The organism is Methanolapillus millepedarum, from assembly GCF_032594115.1.
GTDB classification, from domain to species: domain Archaea; phylum Halobacteriota; class Methanosarcinia; order Methanosarcinales; family Methanosarcinaceae; genus Methanolapillus; species Methanolapillus millepedarum.
This window is the reverse complement of sequence record NZ_CP131060.1, coordinates 1,673,620-1,690,111: the sequence shown is the minus strand read 5'-3', so window position 1 is coordinate 1,690,111 and position 16,492 is coordinate 1,673,620. Positions and strand designations below refer to the sequence as shown.

Below are 16,492 nucleotides of genomic sequence, written 5' to 3'. Positions count from 1 at the left end.
AGATATGAGGTCATCAAAAGCAAAGACGACAAAATCGGTTCTGCAGAAGGCGATTTGAAAAAATAAAACAAAAATATATTTTGGTTTTATCTTTTTTTAATTTTTACTTTGTTTTCTTTTGTTCAAGCGGTGGCATCGCGCGCGTTATAGAGACGTGTTTTCTTCGAGTTTTTAAGAAACTCGGATGTTGTTTGATAAGATCTGTTTATTGACGGATACAGCAGTGACAGAGCAATCAGAACTGAAAACTGCAGATATAGTTCATTTAATGATTACTTGTTCCCAAACTCTTCAAAACAAGTTCCTCACCAATCTTCAAAAACTTCTCCGCTTCTTCTTTTGTTTTCGATTCGGCGACCACCCGGACAATCGGTTCAGTTCCGGACGGACGGATTAAAAGCCAACCGGTTTTGAAATGAAGCTTAACGCCGTCGATGGTATCGGCGTCAACATACCCGATTTCCTTTTTAGATTCCGGCGACAAAATTGTTTTTGTGAGCGTTTCCATGACCGATTTCGGATCTTTTGGAGTGGTTTTGATTTTGGTTTTGGTGTTGAAATATTCGGGAACGATTTGCTTAAATTCCGACGCTTTGACATTGTTTTTAATCATAGACTCCAAGACAAAAGCGGCCGCCATCGCCCCGTCCCGGCAAATCTGGTGGTTCGGAAAAATCATGCCGCCGTTTCCTTCGCCGCCGTAAACGGCACAGGTTTCCATCATTTTCCGACCGACATCGATAGATCCGACTTTTGTGTACAAAATATCGACGCCGGCTTCTTTGGCAATATCGGTGAGCCGGTTTGAGGTGCTGACAGTCGTCACAACCGGACCGATTCCGCTTCCATTCGTTTTGCCCGCATTATTTTTAGGATTTTCTTTTTCCCGTTGAAGCATAAATTTCCCGATGACAGCCAACATGATTTCTTCGTCGATGAATTCGCCGTTCTCGTCCATGAAAACCGCGCGATCGGCATCTCCGTCTTGAGCGATTCCCAAATCGCCGCCAAACATTCGAATCAGAACCGACATTTCACCCAAAGATTCGACAACAGGTTCCGGGTTTCTCCAGGGGAACGTACCGTCCGGCTGCGCGCCGACCGTCAAAACTTGGCAACCGAGTTTTTGAAGCAAAACCGGAAGTGTCAACGATCCGGCACCGGACCCGGTATCCACAACGACACGCAGTTTGCGACCGGAAATGGCGTTTTGATCGATTTGGGATAAAATACCGTTGACATACAAATCGTTGGCATTGGAATCGGAAAGCAGTTCACCTGTTTTGGACCAGTCCGCATACATGAATTTCCCGGAATTGTAAATTTCTTCAACAACGGATTCGTCCTCATGCGAAAATTCGGTACCGTCACCGGCAATGAGTTTGATGCCATTGTATTCCCGCGGATTATGCGAGGCGGTGACGACAAGTCCGGCGTCAACAGTTGCGTTTTTGACGTAATATTGAAGAGACGGCGTCGGGGCGATTCCGAGATCAATGACCCGGATGCCGGAAGAAAGAAGACCGGAAATGACGGCGCATTTCAGCATCGAACCCGTAACGCGCGTGTCGGTTCCGACCGCAACGGCGGGGGTTTTTTTATGACTGCGGCTGATTAAAAACGCGCCGAAACTTTGGGATAATTTGAGCGCCATCTCAGGCGTCAGTTCTTTGTTCGCGAGCGCACGAACACCATTTGTTCCGAAAAGTGACAAAGTGATCCTTCCTCTTAAATTAAACACAATAAATTAAACAACAAATCGTAAATTAATGGTTCTGATTAAGTGTTTGAATATAAGGACAAAGAAATATAAAAGTCATGCAGACGAATCAAAAAAGAAAAGGCTTTTTTGACATTTTCGCCATTTTTTGAATGCTTTATTTAAACATTCTGATTTTGAACAAATGAAAATATTTAATAATTGATAAGTTGTCCCTGTTTTCGAGGGAATAAATGTCAACCAACTTGTTAAAAAATCCGTTTAAAAATATTAACCGGTACAGCGGACAATTATATCACGGAACCACCAAAGAAAGTGCCGCCAAAATTATGACCGACAATTTTACAATGTCATCAAAAAACACGTTGCATTTGGGACAGGGCGTCTATTTTTATGACAATGAAATTTACGCGATTTGGTGGACGCTTCGGGATTATATGAAAAAGCAATCAGATGACATTGAAGAATTGGATTCGGACACCGGAACTAACAAAAAGAAATGGGAGGAATTTTACCAAAAAGTATATGGCTATTTTGAAGAGCGTTTTGCGGTAATTGAAACCTGTTTTGAAAATGTGCGGTGTCTTGATTTGGATAATGTCAAAAATAAGTTAACTCTGGAAGAAATTTATGTTAAATTTTATCGAAAAACAATCATTTCAAAAGAACTCAAAGGCTTATCTGTATATGAATTCCTTTTCAAATGTTCAAATTTTAAAGACGAATACGATATGATTGTTTTAACAACAAATAACTATTCAACCATGATTGGAAGACCGAAAGATCACCGACTATTTCCATACATGAATCTTCCTTATCGAATCTATTGCCTCAAAAATATCAAAGCCATAAAATCTGTAGAAAAAATTAATATAGAACTTGAAAATATTGAAGATTGTATTCATTTTGTTGTTTTGAAAAATAAACTCTATGAAAAAAAGGAACGAAGAAAAATGTATAAAAATAATCGGATTCGGGAAATTTCTGAAAATTACAAATTTAAAGAAAAAATTGAAGATGAAGCAAATGATGGAACAATCAGTAGAAGGCTTGTTCAAGGGGTTTTTGATTTTTTGGATAGTTTAACGGACGAAGAATTTGAAAGAATGCTGGACGAATGCGGCAACAACGATGATAATGTCCCAAACGGACCATTTCACATGAGCCGCGAGGATTATGAACGTGTCAAAGATATGGATCCGGAAACGGCTGTTCGGGAATTGGGTTGGTAATACCAACCCGAATTCAAAAAAAATCAAAACAGCATAAAAATCAAAAATAAGCATAACAATCCAAAAGGAAAAGAAAACAATAAAAAATGTAAAACATGTAAAAAAAAATAAAAAATGTAAAAACAATATAAAAATAATAAAAATGTAAAACATGTAAAAACAATAAAAAAATAATAAATTTATGAGAAAATCAATCTGATTTTCCCGATGTATGGAATTCTATATTTGGAGATTCCGATGACCCATTCTTCTTTTACCGGTGTGTTGTAACTGATTTGAGTTTGCTGGTCCAGAAGCGGATTTGTAAACGGATTGTCGCCTTTTGTCATGTATCCGGCGTGTGGCGCGGCCGGGCCGCCCTCCCACATCGGCTCTCCTTTTTCAACATAATACATCGCCCGGTGAATAATCGGAACAGCCGTTTTACTGCCGTTTGGGCGGTATAAAATCACATCACCATAACCGCCAAACTTCATTTTCGGATTTGCGGATGAAAGAGCTTGTTCGTTGGTCTGGACCGTCACACGGTCAATATCCTTAATAAAAATAATATCCCCGATATTCATATGCGGTTCCATGCTTCCGGATTGAACGACATACATCGGTGTCCAAAGACCGAAGACCAATTGGCAAAAAATCAAAAAGGCGGCGACAATTGCCAAAACGGTTAAAATATCTTTTCCGAAGTCTTTTATTTTTTCATCCATTTCAGAACCTCTGGAATAGAAACTAACTTAAAAGTTTAAAAACGTATTGATTTCATTAAAATCGAAAAAAATAAATACGGGAAAAATAGCCAAATTGACACGCCTGTGAAATTGTAACCGAATGACAAATGTTCACGAAATAAAGAAACGGATACGTCAGTGGAATTTTAAGAGAATATGAAACTTATGTTCTTTATGTTCTCAAATGAGCATCATTTAAAAATGTGGAATTATTGGAAAAATATTCCATTTACATTGAAATAAATATTTCACTTATATTGGAATAAAAAAGAAGCGTCAAAATTTTTAGTTTAGAGTGAATTTAAATTTTATGAATCAATAGGTAAAACAATAGTTTTAAAAACAAAATTGCTTACTACAACATCAATAATCGGAATAAAAACAAAAGAGGATTTCAAATGGACGAATCGATTATCTTAGAAAAAGCATCAGAGGCCGGATTTATGATTAATCCGGACGCGATTTCTTTGCTCATCGAATGCCGGTTTCCGGATTCTTGTCTGGTTTCTCTCTTTTCCGAAGTCGACGAATCTGTTTTTGTGATTGAGCCGCAACACATCATCGCCTCTATTCCGAGTTATACGGAAAGAAATCTAAATTCAATGACAGATTCCGATATCGATTCTGATTTTCCGGATTATGACGCCGAGTTGGGTTCCGATCCGATTCCGAACTCCGCTTCCCGTTCAATTTCAGATCCCGATTCGGAATTTCATGTCAAATATACGTTTGAACAAAACCCGATTCAAGTGTTGGTTGACGTGAGCGATCAATCCACCAGCATCGGTGAATATTCTCAATATGTTCAATATTTCCGGGACCGCTACACCCGGCTCAGCGAAATGATCCGAACGCGTGTGAGCTCACGTCCGATTGAAAGTATTTCCAAAGGAAAATATATCAAACCGCTGTCCAGAGAAGAAGGGTCTTCCGAAATTTCCATTATCGGGATGGTGTCCGAAAAAAGCACCACTAACAACCAGCATATGATTATCGTTCTTGAAGACCCGACCGGCTCGTTTCCGGTTCTCGTGAACCAAAAAGATACCGCTTTGATTGAAATCGCGTCCAACCTGATTTTGGATGAAGTGGTCGGCGTTACCGGAAGCTTGTCTCCCGACGGCGGGATTTTGATGGCGTCCAAAATTACCCAGCCCGATGTTCCGAACAGTTTGTCGTCCAAACGAAATTCGGAAGGGGTGGCGCTTTTCATTTCCGATATCCATGTCGGCAGCAAAGAATTTATGAAAGACGAATGGGAACTCTTCTTGGACTTTTTAAACGGCAAAAATGAAAATCCTGTTTTGAGACAAATCGCCTCCGAAGTCCGTTATTTGATTGTCGCCGGCGATATTGTTGACGGCATCGGCATTTATCCGAACCAAGAAACAGATCTTGAAATAGCCGAAATTTACGATCAGTACCGGGCGGTTGCCAACTATTTCCACCAAATGCCGCCTCACATCCGCATCGTCATCGCTCCGGGAAACCACGACGCTGTCCGCCGAGCGGAGCCGCAGCTGACCTTCCCGAAAAAAATCAGGGATATGTTTCCGAAAAATGTCACTTTTGTCGGAAATCCGGCTTTGGTGTCGTTGGATGACGTTTACGTTCAAATTTATCACGGCTGCTCCATGGACGATTTGGTGTCAAACATCAAAGGCGTTTCCTACCAAGCCCCGACAACCGGCATGCTTGAAATGGTTAAACGAAGGCATTTGGCACCGACTTACGGCAGTCGGGTGATGATTTCACCGGAGAAGAAAGATTATCTTCTGATTGATCAAGTTCCCGATATTATTCACTGCGGGCACGTGCACACGGTCGGCATTGCCAACTATAAAAATATCATTTTGATCAATTCCGGCACCTGGCAGGCGCAAACGGATTTCCAAAAGAAAGTAAATATTATGCCGACGCCCGCAAAAGTGCCGATGGTGGATTTAAAAACAATGAAAACCCGGATTTTGGATTTTAATTTGTATGAGGACTCGGGTTTTTAATTTTTATATTTTTTATTTTACAAAAACCCTGATTTGATGCGGGTGACGCCGACGCGCGCGTTACACACGCATTTTTAAGAGAAGAGTTAAACAAGCCAATGCCGATTTCTTAAACCGTTTTCGTATTCGGCTTTCGCGTCAATATTGAATGAACAATCTTAACAGCGTCCACGGTTTCCGAAACATCGTGCGTCCGAATGATATGCCCGCCTTTGTAAGCGGCGATACTTGCGGCAACGACGCCTGAAATTAACCGTCCTTCCGGCGGCTTTTGCGTGGCATCGCCCAAAAAAGATTTTCGGGAAACGGCAATTAAGATCGGTTTTTCAAAGACAAGTAAACGTTCAAAATGTTGGATTAAATCAAAATCATAGTCGGACGTCTTCTCCGGGATCCAGTGACCAATGCCGGGATCCAAAATAATTTTCTGAGAATCAATTCCGCTGCACTCTGCCATGGAAATAGAATTGGAAAGCGCGGACAAGACGGCGTTCATTCCGAGCGGATCACCCGGCTTTTTTTGAGCGGCCATTAAAATGGCGCACGCGTCAAAATCTCCAATCACGCCGGCCATGTCCGGATCATTTTTAAGGCCGGAAATATCATTGACAATCGATGCGCCTCTATGCAACGCTTCTTCCGCAATTTCCGCATACATCGTGTCAACGGAAATCGGAACGGAAATGTTGTCCGCCAAAATGTCCAACGCAAAAAGAAGGCGATTCTTTTCTTCTTCGGTTGTAATCGAGGGAGAATTTGGCGCGGTCGAGCGGGCGCCGACGTCCAACAAAGCGGCACCGTCATCAACCATTTTTTGGGCGGCCGACAGAAGAGAGTCGCGGTCCTGAACGGATTTTTTGTAAAAAGATTCGGGACTCAAATTTAAGACGCCCATCACGAGCGGCGGATTTGAGCCGCCAATTTTTAACCCGCAAATTCGCGTTTGAAATGCCAATTTATCTCTCCTCTATGATAACTTTGGTTTTGAACAGGCTTTTCCATTTTGATTATTTTCTTTGAGCAATCAGTTCCGCGCATTTTACGACGTGCGTCATCAAAATGGCAATGGTCATCGGGCCGACACCGCCCGGAACCGGCGTGATGAGCGCGGCCTTTTTGACGACGTTGGCAAAGTCGACATCACCGTGCGTGCCGGTTGAATCTTGATTGATACCGACATCGAAAATAACAACACCCGGTTTGACCATATCTTCTTTAATCAGGTGCTTGACGCCGACGCCAACGACCAAAATATCCGCCGCTGTGGTGTAGGATTTCAAATCTTTGGTAAAAATATGGCAGACGCTGACAGTTGCGTTCCGGTTGAGAAGCATCGCCGCCATCGGTTTTCCGACAACATTGCTGTGACCGACAACAACGGCGTTTTTGCCTTGCACATCAACTTTGTATTCCTCCAAAAGCCGAATAATGCCTTTGGGCGTGCACGGAACCAACCCTTCTTCATTGATGAGAAGATTGCCCATGTTAAACGGGTGGAATCCGTCCGCATCCTTTTTCGGGTCAATCATATTCATGACGGTTTGCGAAGAGATGTGTTTCGGAAGCGGTAACTGAACCAAAATGGACGATACTGTTTGATCAGCATTCAGCTCCCGGATTTTATCCAGCAGTTCCGATTCGGTCATTGTTGCCGGAAGAATACAATCTTCCGCCAAAATGCCGACACGTTCGCACGCTTTGTGTTTCATCCGGACATACATTTGGGAAGCCGGATCTTCGCCCACCAAAACCGTGACCAGTTTCGGGAAAATTCCTTTTTCTTTGAGAGCGGCAACCGTTTTTGAGACTTCCGCTTCCACTTTTGGGGAGACCGCTTTCCCATCAATTATTTTTGAAGAATCAATTGCGTCAGACATGAAAATTACCAAGTTACAATGAATATGTGATAAAAATTAAATAAGCCATGGAATATTGTTTTTGAAAAAAATAAATAATGAAATTAAATAGAGCTAAAGTCGGAAAAGAAAGCAATCGCTTTCTTGACGACCGTTACTTGTAAACCGGAAACTTTTCGCAAAGTGCCTTGACGTCGAGCCGGATTTTTTCAAGCTCGGCATCGTTGCCGGCATTTTTCACCGCGCGGGAAATAACATCCGCGACGACTTTCATTTCCGGTTCCTTCATGCCGCGGGTGGTGGCGGCCGGTGTTCCGACACGGATACCGCTGGCAATAAACGCTTTTTGTTTGTCAAACGGAATGGTGTTCATGTTAAGAACGATTCCGGACTTGGCGCAGGCGGCTTCCGCATCTTTTCCGGTGATATTGTAAGACGTCAAATCAATCAACATTAAGTGGTTGTCAGTTCCGCCGGAGACGATTCTGAATCCTTTTTCCGTGAGCGTGTCCGAAACGACTTTGGCATTTTTCACGGTTTGGATTTGGTCTTTTTTGAATTTGTCCGAAAGCGCTTCTTTAAAGGCAACCGCTTTGGCGGCGATATTGTTCATCAAGGGACCGCCCTGAATTCCCGGGAACACGGATTTGTCAACAGCTTTCGCATATTCAGCTTTGCACATCACCATGCCGCCGCGGGGACCGCGAAGAGTTTTGTGGGTCGTCGTGGTCACGAAATCGGCGTGCGGAATCGGGCTTGGGTGCGCGCCGGCGACGACAAGTCCCGCGATGTGGGCAATGTCGGCAAGAAGGTACGCATCAACACCGGCCGCGATTTCGGCAAAGCGTTTGAAATCAATAATCCGGGAATAAGCGGAAGCGCCGCAAACAATCATTTTGGGTTTGTGTTCTTTGGCGAGTTTTTCAAGTTCGTCGTAGTCGATCATTTCGGTTTCCCGGTCGACGCCGTACGGAATGATTTTATAAAGCTGGCCGGAAAAACTGACGGGGCTGCCGTGAGACAGATGGCCGCCTTCGGATAAGTTCATGGACAGAATCGTGTCTCCCGGCTTTAAAACGGAGAAGTAGACCGCCATGTTGGCGCCCGATCCTGAATGAGCTTGAACGTTCACGTGGTCGGCGCCAAACAGTTGTTTCGCGCGTGAAATCGCCAAATTTTCCGCCAAGTCCATGTTGTCGCAGCCGCCGTAATACCGGTTTCCGGGATAACCTTCCGCGTATTTGTTGGTCAAAATGCTGCCCATGGCTTCCATGACGGCCAAACTGGCGTAGTTTTCGGAAGCGATTAAGTCCAGACGCGTTTCCTGGCGTTCCAATTCTTTGGCAAACACTTGCGCCATTTCAGGGTCGGCTTTTTTCAGATTTTCAAGATCAAAATAAGACATGAATTTCATTCCTCTGTGTTTAAAAGTAAGCGGTACAAAAATAAGGATTAGAAATTAGAATTGATATGTGGTAAAAAATGATTAAAATATAAATATATAACCGGAGAAAACGGGATTATAAATTTCAAGTTATAAAATATCGGAAAAAATTTCAACAATACTATTCCGGGATTTAAAAACTGTTTATCAAAACTTTTTACTTTTTCTGTTTTAGGGCGGCAGCGCGCGCGTTATGGCAGCACATTTTCACGATTCTTTAAAACCGTTCGCCTTCTTTTATTATTGAAAACGTTTTTACTCAACAATTTTAATCTTGAGTCGTGCAAACCACCCCGCAAATTTTAACTCTCTGCGTTTGTATTTTGCGGATTTCCAGCAGATACATTCCAATTTGTAATCAGAATGCGTTTCTAATACCGTTCTTTACTTGCTGCTTTCAGCTCTGAGTTGCACCTGCTGCTGTACCCAATCCGATTCATCGGAATCCGCTTAAACAGACGCGTCATCGCGTCTGTTTAAGCGGGAGGGGTTGCTTGAAACGATGGAGAAATAAACGAAAAATAAACGATAAACAAATTTCATGAATTTATGGATGATCAAAAAAGAAATGAAAGGACAACTTTCGTTGCCGTTTCCAAAAAATGTGTTGCCATAACGCGCGCTGCCGGCCGCACAAAATAATAAAAAACAAATCAATCGGCGATAAATAACCGATCGATTAATATTTCTTTTGCTTCAAATAATTCTGCGGGCTGTAACCCGGGAAATCGCGGCGTAAAAGTTCATCCTGCGCCAGCTTCCGGTGGTCTTCAAACGACAGGCGGACCGTGGAAATCCGGTTGCCTTCATCGTCCGAACAAGTCACCATAATGTCTTTCTTTTTGGAAATAAAATGCAAAAAGTTGCTGGTTGCCGGCGTATTGACGGACCGGAGACGGTTAATCGCCGCCACCACTTCTTTATTGTTCGGAATCGGGTTGTTTTCAAAACTGTCGTAACCGTAAGCGTAACCGGCCGCCCGGATAAACGCGTTGAGAACGTTTCGGTCAAAGCCCACCAAATCCGAAATGCCTTTGAGCATTTCGTCGGCGTACGATGTGCCGTAACCGATGCCGTAAGACTCAAAAATACGTTTGACCGACCACTCGATCACATCCGACAAATCCGATGTTCCGAGAATGCTCATGACTTCAGATGGCGTATCCAAGTTTTCCATCACGCAATAGTCCCGCATTTTTTTAGCCAGCGCGTCGACGCCGGATTCGTTACCACAGTGCTTTTTCATGACCAAAGCAATATATTTAAACGCCGGATAGCCTGCCCGTTCCAGAAGAAGCGAATCGTCTCCCAAATAAACCGGGAGCAGGTTCTTACAAATGAGAGCGCCGGATTCTTTCATGTAATTGGTACATTTGAGCGCGCAAATGATTTCGTCTTGCGTCCCGTTTTGCGCGTACCAAAAGACCATAGGGCGAACCTCCGTTTCAATCCGTCCGAAAAATTTCATGCCGCGCTCTTCCGTTAAATTGGAATCGGTGTTGACCAAAATCATCCACAAAAGATCCAATTGCTTCGGACTCGGTTGTTTGCCTTGCTGCTGCTTCTTTTCCAAAAGCTCAAGCGTATTCGCGCGGGCAGATTCGTCCTCCAAAATCGGATGTTCCAAAAGCATGTACAAGGATTCGTCGCCGATTTCATCTCCCGTGCTGTAAACCGTTTCCGGTTCGGCGAGCGCAATTGTCGTATAAATCGCGCGTTTTTGAAGCGGCGTGTTGATTTCAGCCAAAAACTGATTCAACTTCGGAACGTTGGCCGGAAGACGGCCTTTAAGCGAAAGAATCGCGTTCATGGCGGCGTCACCGTGCGGATAAACGTCCATCGCATCATAAAGAGCGTCCGAAACGGGAGTCAAATCGCCGTCAACAAGCGGAATTAAAGACAAACATTCATCCATGACGCCGGATTCGCGGGAAAGAAGGGGCGCCAAAACCGATAAAAAGGACGGTTGAAGACGAATCATTTTCAAAAATGGAATCGCGCGTTTTTTAACATCAACGCTTCCGGTGCGGAAAGTCTCTTCCAAAAGGGTATAGCTGTGTTCGCACATCGATACCGGCAAAATACTTAAATCAAAAGAAACAGTTGCCGGCTTTTGAATCAGTGTTAAAACGATTTGAGAACTGAACTGGTAAGGAACTTCCGATTTGCAAAGCAGCGCGTAAAGATGCTGGGCAATCTGAGCGTGCTTTTTGGATTTGTCCGCCATCGGCACTTCTTTTGAAAAAGATTCCACCATAAAAGGAATTACCTCGGCACCTCCGGCAACCAAAAAATCAATTCCTTTCTCCACTTTGGACGGGCTATCCGCCCCAAGCATCTCAACGGCTTTTGCCGGTGTTGTTTCAAAATTGAATAAGCCCATAAATAATTCCCCCAAAAATCATTTTTAAAAACTTATGAATCCAGTCCATGAAAATGATTCAAATCAATTTAAAAATAAAATGAAAGTCCGATATTAAACTCGGACCTGCAAATGAATGAATTGAATTTAATATCGTTGTCATGATTATTTAATTTTTCTTTGAGAAATATTTGTGCGCATTTTCGGCCGCCGCCACCACAAGAGTAACGCAGGCTTCAATATCGTTCAAGTCCAAAACTTCCACCGGAGAGTGAATATAGCGAGTAGCGATACTGATTGTTCCGGTCGGGATGCCTTCTTTGGTCAAATGAATGGACGTCGCGTCCGTGGTTCCGCCTTCACCGACACCGAGTTGAACATCGATTTTTTTGGATTTGGCCGACTCTCGAATCCATTTCACGACCGTCGGATGCGCGATGAGACCGCGCCCGGAAGCGTCGGCGATGGTGACGACCGGCCCTTTTCCAATTTCAAGGGCGGAATCATTCTTTGAAATACCGGGGTGATCTCCCGGAATCGTGGTGTCAATTGCCAGCGCAACATCCGCATCCACCGCGTATGCTGACGTTTTTGCGCCTTTGAGACCGACCTCTTCCTGAACAGTTCCGACAGCGCAAACGGTTGCCTCAATCTTTTTGTCTTTCAACCGGCGCATTGCCTCAATCATAATCACAAGTCCCGCGCGGTTGTCAAACGCTTTTGACGTCACCCGGTCGTTGGCAAGTTTTCTAAATTCGCGGTCCGTCGAAACATAAGTTCCGGCTTCAATCCCCATTTTGGCGGCGTCCTCCGCATCTTTGGCGCCGATGTCAATAAACATGTCCGTGTGCTTCACCGGATGTTTAGCGTCTTCAGCCGTCATAACATGCGGCGGTTTTGAGCCGATCACACCGTAAAGGTCGCCCTTTGAGCCGTGAACAATAACCCGTTGGTTCAAGAGTGTTTGGTCGAACCAGCCGCCGATTTTGGCGAATTTTAAAAACCCGTTTTCATCAATTCGTTTGACCATGAGGCCGATTTCATCCATATGGGCGGCCAGCATAATGACAGGGCCTGATGTGCTTCCGCGGCGGACGGCGATTAAGTTGCCGAGCGGATCTTCTTGAATTTCATCGACGCAAGCTTTTAAATCTTCTTTCGCAAGCTTGTAGATTCTTTGTTCATCCCCGGAAACGCCATAAGCGTTGGCGTATTTTTCAAGAAGAGCTGAAACGCTATTCAGATTCCCTTGTGAAGCGGCCTTTTTGGCAGTTGTTTTTGAAGACGGCACGGATTTTGCAGAGGTGGATGCTTTTTTAGATTGAACGGGCATGCGGATTCCTTTCATATTTTTTAAAATATAAAGAATTCAATATGAATGAGAGGATGAAGGAAGTGAATATTTTTAAAGGTTTGTTTTGGCCGGTACCGCACAAAAAAAGAAAAGAAACAGACAAAAAAGAAACAGACAAAAAAGAAAAAAGATTCATTTTTGACGACGTGTCAAAAACGACGGCAATAACACGCATGCTGCCGCTTCAAAATTCAAATCGCCGGCCGATCAAAGATAGCGGTCAATTTCCCACTGGTGAACGCAGCTGATATAATCATCCCATTCCGCATCCGCTTTTTGAATGATACCTTTTGAAAGCATGTCCCCGAGAACGTTTTGCAGAAATTGGTCGCACTTAAAATTCTCGACGGCTTCGACAAAGGTTCCGGGGAGTGTTCCCTGAGAATAAGATTCTTTTTCGGATTCGGAATAATCATGTGTTTCAAAGTTGACGGCGTTATTCGGAAGCAGTTGCTCGTTGATTCCGGAAATTCCGGCTGACAAGACCAAGGAAAGCGCCAGATAGGGATTACAAGAAACATCCGCATTTCGGAGTTCTATTTTTGTTGCGCGGCCGCGAGACGATGGAATTTGAATTAAGGAACAGCGATCGACTGTGGACCAAGTCACGTAATGCGGTGCCTCACTTTTTTTGACCAGCCGTTTGTAAGAATTGACGGTCGGATTCGCAACGGCGCAAATCCCGCGAATATGCTTGAAGATACCGCCGATAAAATAGCGGGCGGAGTCGGAAAGCATCATTTCCTTATCGGGGTGGTAAAATTCGTTGATGTCGTTTTTGAGAAGCGACAGAGTAAACGGCATTCCAAGACCCTCTTTAGAGGTCATGGGCTTTGGCATAAACGTTGCGTGAAGACCGAATTTTAAAGCAGCGTCGCGAATGATTTGCTTGACCGTTAAGATGTTATCGGCAATCCGAAGCGCGCTGCCTTCTTTGAGAACAACGGCGTATTGGCCGATTTCGCGTCCCCGGTGGAAAGATAAAATATCGACTTCCGACGCCGAAAGTGAACGAAGAATTTCTTGTTTGACCTTTTCAACGGCAACTTCATTTCCGTATTTGAAATTCGTCACGTCTGACGATGATTTTTCCATATTTCCGGCGTTAAAACCGGCGTCCAGTAAGAAGAAATGGACGGAAGACGAAATGTAGAAAGTGTAGCCGGATTGGTAAATTTTCCGAACGACCGTTTTAAGCGTGCTGCGCGGGCAGCCTTCAAAAGGTTGTCCGTCCAAATAGCAGAGTTCACAAATCACGCGCGCATATTTTTCATCGGAAGAGAGGTCAATGATAGAAAAAGTACGCGGATCCGGCTTTAAAACAATATCGGCGCCGGTAGACCATGAAAACCCGCCCGCGGAACTGTCAAACGGAACGCCTTTTGAAAACGCGGTTTCCAAAAAGGAAGTGGGAACTTCAAGTTCCCGGAAAACGCCGCCCAAATCTGAAAATTGAAATTTGACGTAGCCGATGTCATTTTCGGAAACACCGTCCAAAATTTCTGAAATCGTGTTAAATTGAACCATAAAATCACCTAAAACAAGAACTGTCAATGCGAAATGGGAAAATGTGTTTGGAATAATAAGAATTACAAGTATAAATAAAAACGCTCAAACAAGATTCCGAAAAAAACGACAGCGTTTGGACGAAATGTGTCAAAACAAAAGCCGTGTCCCGGTTTAGAACAAATACATGAAAAACATGAAAAATGAGCGAGAAATACGCGCGTAGCGACGCAATCCAAAAAAAGAAAAAGATTGAGGAAATTCCTCATTAAACAAACTTAACGCCGGCGTGCCTCAACGCTTTATTCATCTTGGCGACGTTTAAAAGAAGCGGCGTAATCGGCTCGGTGAGCGCGGCGGCTTCCAACGGCCCGACGTCTATCGGGTTTAAGCCGGGAATGTCGCGAACGAGTTCCATGATGACATCTTTGGTTTGCTTGTTGTTGCCGCAGACGGCGATGTCCAAATTAAACGGCTGGTCGAAATCTTCGAGCCGTTTTGCGGAAACGTTGTGGAAAGACGCAACAAGGTCCACGGATTTCGGAAGCATGGCTTGAATTTCTTTGGCGGCGCTTCCGGCTTGCGGAACAGCGTAACAGAAGTAGTCGGCATTGTATTCTTCGGGATCGACTTCAATTTTAATGGAGTCGGTGGCCATATTCAAATAGCAGCGGTCCTTAATCATTGGAACGACCACTGAGAGAACGACTTGGTTGCGTCCGAGAGCCGGTTTGATGTGTGTCAAAACTTCCGACACTTGGTCGTAGCGAATGGCGATGACCACAACATCGGCCGCTTCTGTTGCCGCTTTATTTTCATCCCCGCTGATTTTGGACGGAAGCGAACGTTCTTTCAAAAACGCCGTGTATTCCGCCGCCGCTGCTTCCGCGCGGTCTTTGTCGCGAGAACCGACAATAATTTCATGCTTTTGTCCCCAGCGGAGAGCAAACCCTTTACCAATGTTTCCGGTTCCACCTAATATTGCAATCTTCATGATTTATCACCAATAAAAATTATCGTTTTTGAAAAAGATCAAATTCAAACAAAATCAAAGCAATATATAAATGATTTGGTTGAATTCGAAAAACAAAAATGAAAAACAGTAACAGAAAGAAAGGCTCAAAATAAAATGAAGTATTAAAATCAGGTTTGTTAAATAACTTTTGATTGAAATAATTATACTGAATATAGATGTAAAATAGTCATGTCAAAGAAACCGTGTTAAAGAGTTTCGATAATGCGTAATGCCGGCATAAAACAAAAAGAGAAAACAAAAACAAAAAAACAAAGAAAAACAAAAAAGGAAAGAGAAAAACAAAATACAGAAAATCATATACAGAGAATCTATATTTTGATTTCAAACAAAGAATTTATTTTTCAAAATGCGTCAAAAGTTCTTCTTTAACATCGTTGACAATGACGGCATAATTTTCCTGACTGACCCAAGCCCGAATTTGAAGATCCGCTGTCGCGTCCGTCATATTTGAAATGTAAATCTTCGGCTCCGGTGTTTTGAGAATGACCGGGTTTTTGTTGAGAACATCCATGACGGCCTTGACTGTTCCTTCCGAGTTGTTGACCAACTTAAAAGTCATGGTTAAATCGAACCGGCGGGTCGGAAGACGCGTGGTGTTGATGATCGGAGCGTTCCAAACCATTTTGTTCGGAACCATAATGAAAACGTTGTCCGCCGTCACAAGTTCGGTGGCCATAACGCCGATGGTTTTAATAGAACCGGTCTGTCCGGCGATGGTGACGTTGTCGTTGACTTTAAACGGTCCCAGAACCGCAATCCAGATACCGGCCGCCAAGTTGGTGAGCGTATCTTGAAGACCAAATCCCAAAATCAAACCGATAACAGCAGAAAGTCCGAGAATCACGGAGCTGACGGAAACGCCAAGAGCGCTGACCGTTGCCAATAACACGGCGACGTAAAGCAAAATGGTCAACAATTGGACCAAAATGGATGAAACCAAAACCGGAATACTTGTTTTGGAAAACATTTTTTTGAAAATGCTGACAAGAACCCGGGCAATAATAAAACCGACAATTAAAACGATGAGCGCAAACACCAAGTCCGCGATCAATAAATCCGTATACGGAATTGAAATCTCTAAAAATTCAAGCATAAATGCACCTCAATATAATTTTTATGATTTTAACGGTTCATCTGAAAAACAATGAACAGCAAATCATGAAAAAGATGGAGATAATATAATATTGTCTAAATATATAACACATCCGATGAAGGAGGTTTGAAACGAAACATATAAAACGGATTCGATAT

General features: G+C 43.5%; 12 protein-coding genes. 2 read left to right on the top strand and 10 right to left on the bottom strand.

Annotation, left to right across the window (positions count from 1 at the left end):
* Nucleotides 1–265 precede the first annotated feature (265 nt).
* Entirely contained in the window at nucleotides 266–1,714 is a 1,449-nt protein-coding gene (glmM, locus tag MsAc7_RS07725; protein WP_338102338.1) for a phosphoglucosamine mutase, read from the bottom strand.
* Between the two features lie 239 nt (nucleotides 1,715–1,953).
* Here glmM and MsAc7_RS07720 point away from each other — a divergent pair, with 239 nt between their 5' ends.
* Nucleotides 1,954–2,952 carry a hypothetical protein gene (locus tag MsAc7_RS07720; protein WP_338102337.1) on the top strand — a complete coding sequence of 333 codons (999 nt, stop codon included), beginning with the start codon at nucleotides 1,954–1,956 and terminating at the stop codon, nucleotides 2,950–2,952.
* Between the two features lie 179 nt (nucleotides 2,953–3,131).
* Here MsAc7_RS07720 and MsAc7_RS07715 read toward each other — a convergent pair whose 3' ends face one another.
* Complete coding sequence (locus MsAc7_RS07715; RefSeq protein WP_338102336.1) at nucleotides 3,132–3,659, bottom strand: S26 family signal peptidase; 528 nt, start codon at nucleotides 3,657–3,659, stop codon at nucleotides 3,132–3,134.
* Nucleotides 3,660–4,078: 419 nt separating this feature from the next.
* Here MsAc7_RS07715 and MsAc7_RS07710 point away from each other — a divergent pair, with 419 nt between their 5' ends.
* On the top strand, nucleotides 4,079–5,683 hold the full coding sequence (locus tag MsAc7_RS07710; protein ID WP_338102335.1) for a DNA-directed DNA polymerase II small subunit: 1,605 nt from the start codon (nucleotides 4,079–4,081) through the stop codon (nucleotides 5,681–5,683).
* Between the two features lie 109 nt (nucleotides 5,684–5,792).
* Here the strand turns inward: MsAc7_RS07710 and folP are convergent, their stop codons facing one another.
* The 8 genes from folP to MsAc7_RS07670 all read right to left on the bottom strand — a co-directional run bounded on the left by folP (nucleotide 5,793) and on the right by MsAc7_RS07670 (nucleotide 16,334).
* Entirely contained in the window at nucleotides 5,793–6,638 is an 846-nt protein-coding gene (gene folP, locus MsAc7_RS07705; RefSeq protein WP_338102334.1) for a dihydropteroate synthase, read from the bottom strand.
* 52 nt (nucleotides 6,639–6,690) lie between these two features.
* Nucleotides 6,691–7,560, bottom strand: a complete 870-nt coding sequence (locus MsAc7_RS07700) for a bifunctional 5,10-methylenetetrahydrofolate dehydrogenase/5,10-methenyltetrahydrofolate cyclohydrolase (protein ID WP_338102333.1) — start codon at nucleotides 7,558–7,560, stop codon at nucleotides 6,691–6,693.
* 133 nt (nucleotides 7,561–7,693) lie between these two features.
* Nucleotides 7,694–8,944, bottom strand: coding sequence for a serine hydroxymethyltransferase (locus MsAc7_RS07695; protein WP_338102332.1), 1,251 nt, complete (start codon nucleotides 8,942–8,944; stop codon nucleotides 7,694–7,696).
* A gap of 718 nt (nucleotides 8,945–9,662) precedes the next feature.
* Nucleotides 9,663–11,366, bottom strand: coding sequence for a hypothetical protein (locus MsAc7_RS07690; RefSeq protein ID WP_338102331.1), 1,704 nt, complete (start codon nucleotides 11,364–11,366; stop codon nucleotides 9,663–9,665).
* Nucleotides 11,367–11,514: 148 nt separating this feature from the next.
* Nucleotides 11,515–12,678 carry a M42 family metallopeptidase gene (locus MsAc7_RS07685; protein ID WP_338102330.1) on the bottom strand — a complete coding sequence of 388 codons (1,164 nt, stop codon included), beginning with the start codon at nucleotides 12,676–12,678 and terminating at the stop codon, nucleotides 11,515–11,517.
* Between the two features lie 228 nt (nucleotides 12,679–12,906).
* Nucleotides 12,907–14,226 carry a glutamine synthetase family protein gene (locus MsAc7_RS07680; RefSeq protein WP_338102329.1) on the bottom strand — a complete coding sequence of 440 codons (1,320 nt, stop codon included), beginning with the start codon at nucleotides 14,224–14,226 and terminating at the stop codon, nucleotides 12,907–12,909.
* 247 nt (nucleotides 14,227–14,473) lie between these two features.
* Nucleotides 14,474–15,199, bottom strand: a complete 726-nt coding sequence (locus tag MsAc7_RS07675; RefSeq protein ID WP_338102328.1) for an NAD(P)-binding domain-containing protein — start codon at nucleotides 15,197–15,199, stop codon at nucleotides 14,474–14,476.
* A 376-nt stretch (nucleotides 15,200–15,575) separates the two neighbouring features.
* On the bottom strand, nucleotides 15,576–16,334 hold the full coding sequence (locus MsAc7_RS07670) for a mechanosensitive ion channel family protein (RefSeq protein ID WP_338102327.1): 759 nt from the start codon (nucleotides 16,332–16,334) through the stop codon (nucleotides 15,576–15,578).
* Nucleotides 16,335–16,492 lie beyond the last annotated feature (158 nt).

What these genes read in the sequence shown, in the direction of transcription:
- MsAc7_RS07700 (WP_338102333.1), bottom strand. Translation starts at nt 7,560, where the DNA reads ATGTCTGACGCAATTGATTCTTCAAAAATAATTGATGGGAAAGCGGTC.
- MsAc7_RS07690 (WP_338102331.1), bottom strand. Translation starts at nt 11,366, where the DNA reads ATGGGCTTATTCAATTTTGAAACAACACCGGCAAAAGCCGTTGAGATG.
- MsAc7_RS07720 (WP_338102337.1), top strand. Translation starts at nt 1,954, where the DNA reads ATGTCAACCAACTTGTTAAAAAATCCGTTTAAAAATATTAACCGGTAC.
- MsAc7_RS07680 (WP_338102329.1), bottom strand. Translation starts at nt 14,226, where the DNA reads ATGGTTCAATTTAACACGATTTCAGAAATTTTGGACGGTGTTTCCGAA.
- MsAc7_RS07675 (WP_338102328.1), bottom strand. Translation starts at nt 15,199, where the DNA reads ATGAAGATTGCAATATTAGGTGGAACCGGAAACATTGGTAAAGGGTTT.
- MsAc7_RS07695 (WP_338102332.1), bottom strand. Translation starts at nt 8,944, where the DNA reads ATGTCTTATTTTGATCTTGAAAATCTGAAAAAAGCCGACCCTGAAATG.
- MsAc7_RS07715 (WP_338102336.1), bottom strand. Translation starts at nt 3,659, where the DNA reads ATGGATGAAAAAATAAAAGACTTCGGAAAAGATATTTTAACCGTTTTG.
- MsAc7_RS07670 (WP_338102327.1), bottom strand. Translation starts at nt 16,334, where the DNA reads ATGCTTGAATTTTTAGAGATTTCAATTCCGTATACGGATTTATTGATC.
- MsAc7_RS07685 (WP_338102330.1), bottom strand. Translation starts at nt 12,678, where the DNA reads ATGCCCGTTCAATCTAAAAAAGCATCCACCTCTGCAAAATCCGTGCCG.
- MsAc7_RS07710 (WP_338102335.1), top strand. Translation starts at nt 4,079, where the DNA reads ATGGACGAATCGATTATCTTAGAAAAAGCATCAGAGGCCGGATTTATG.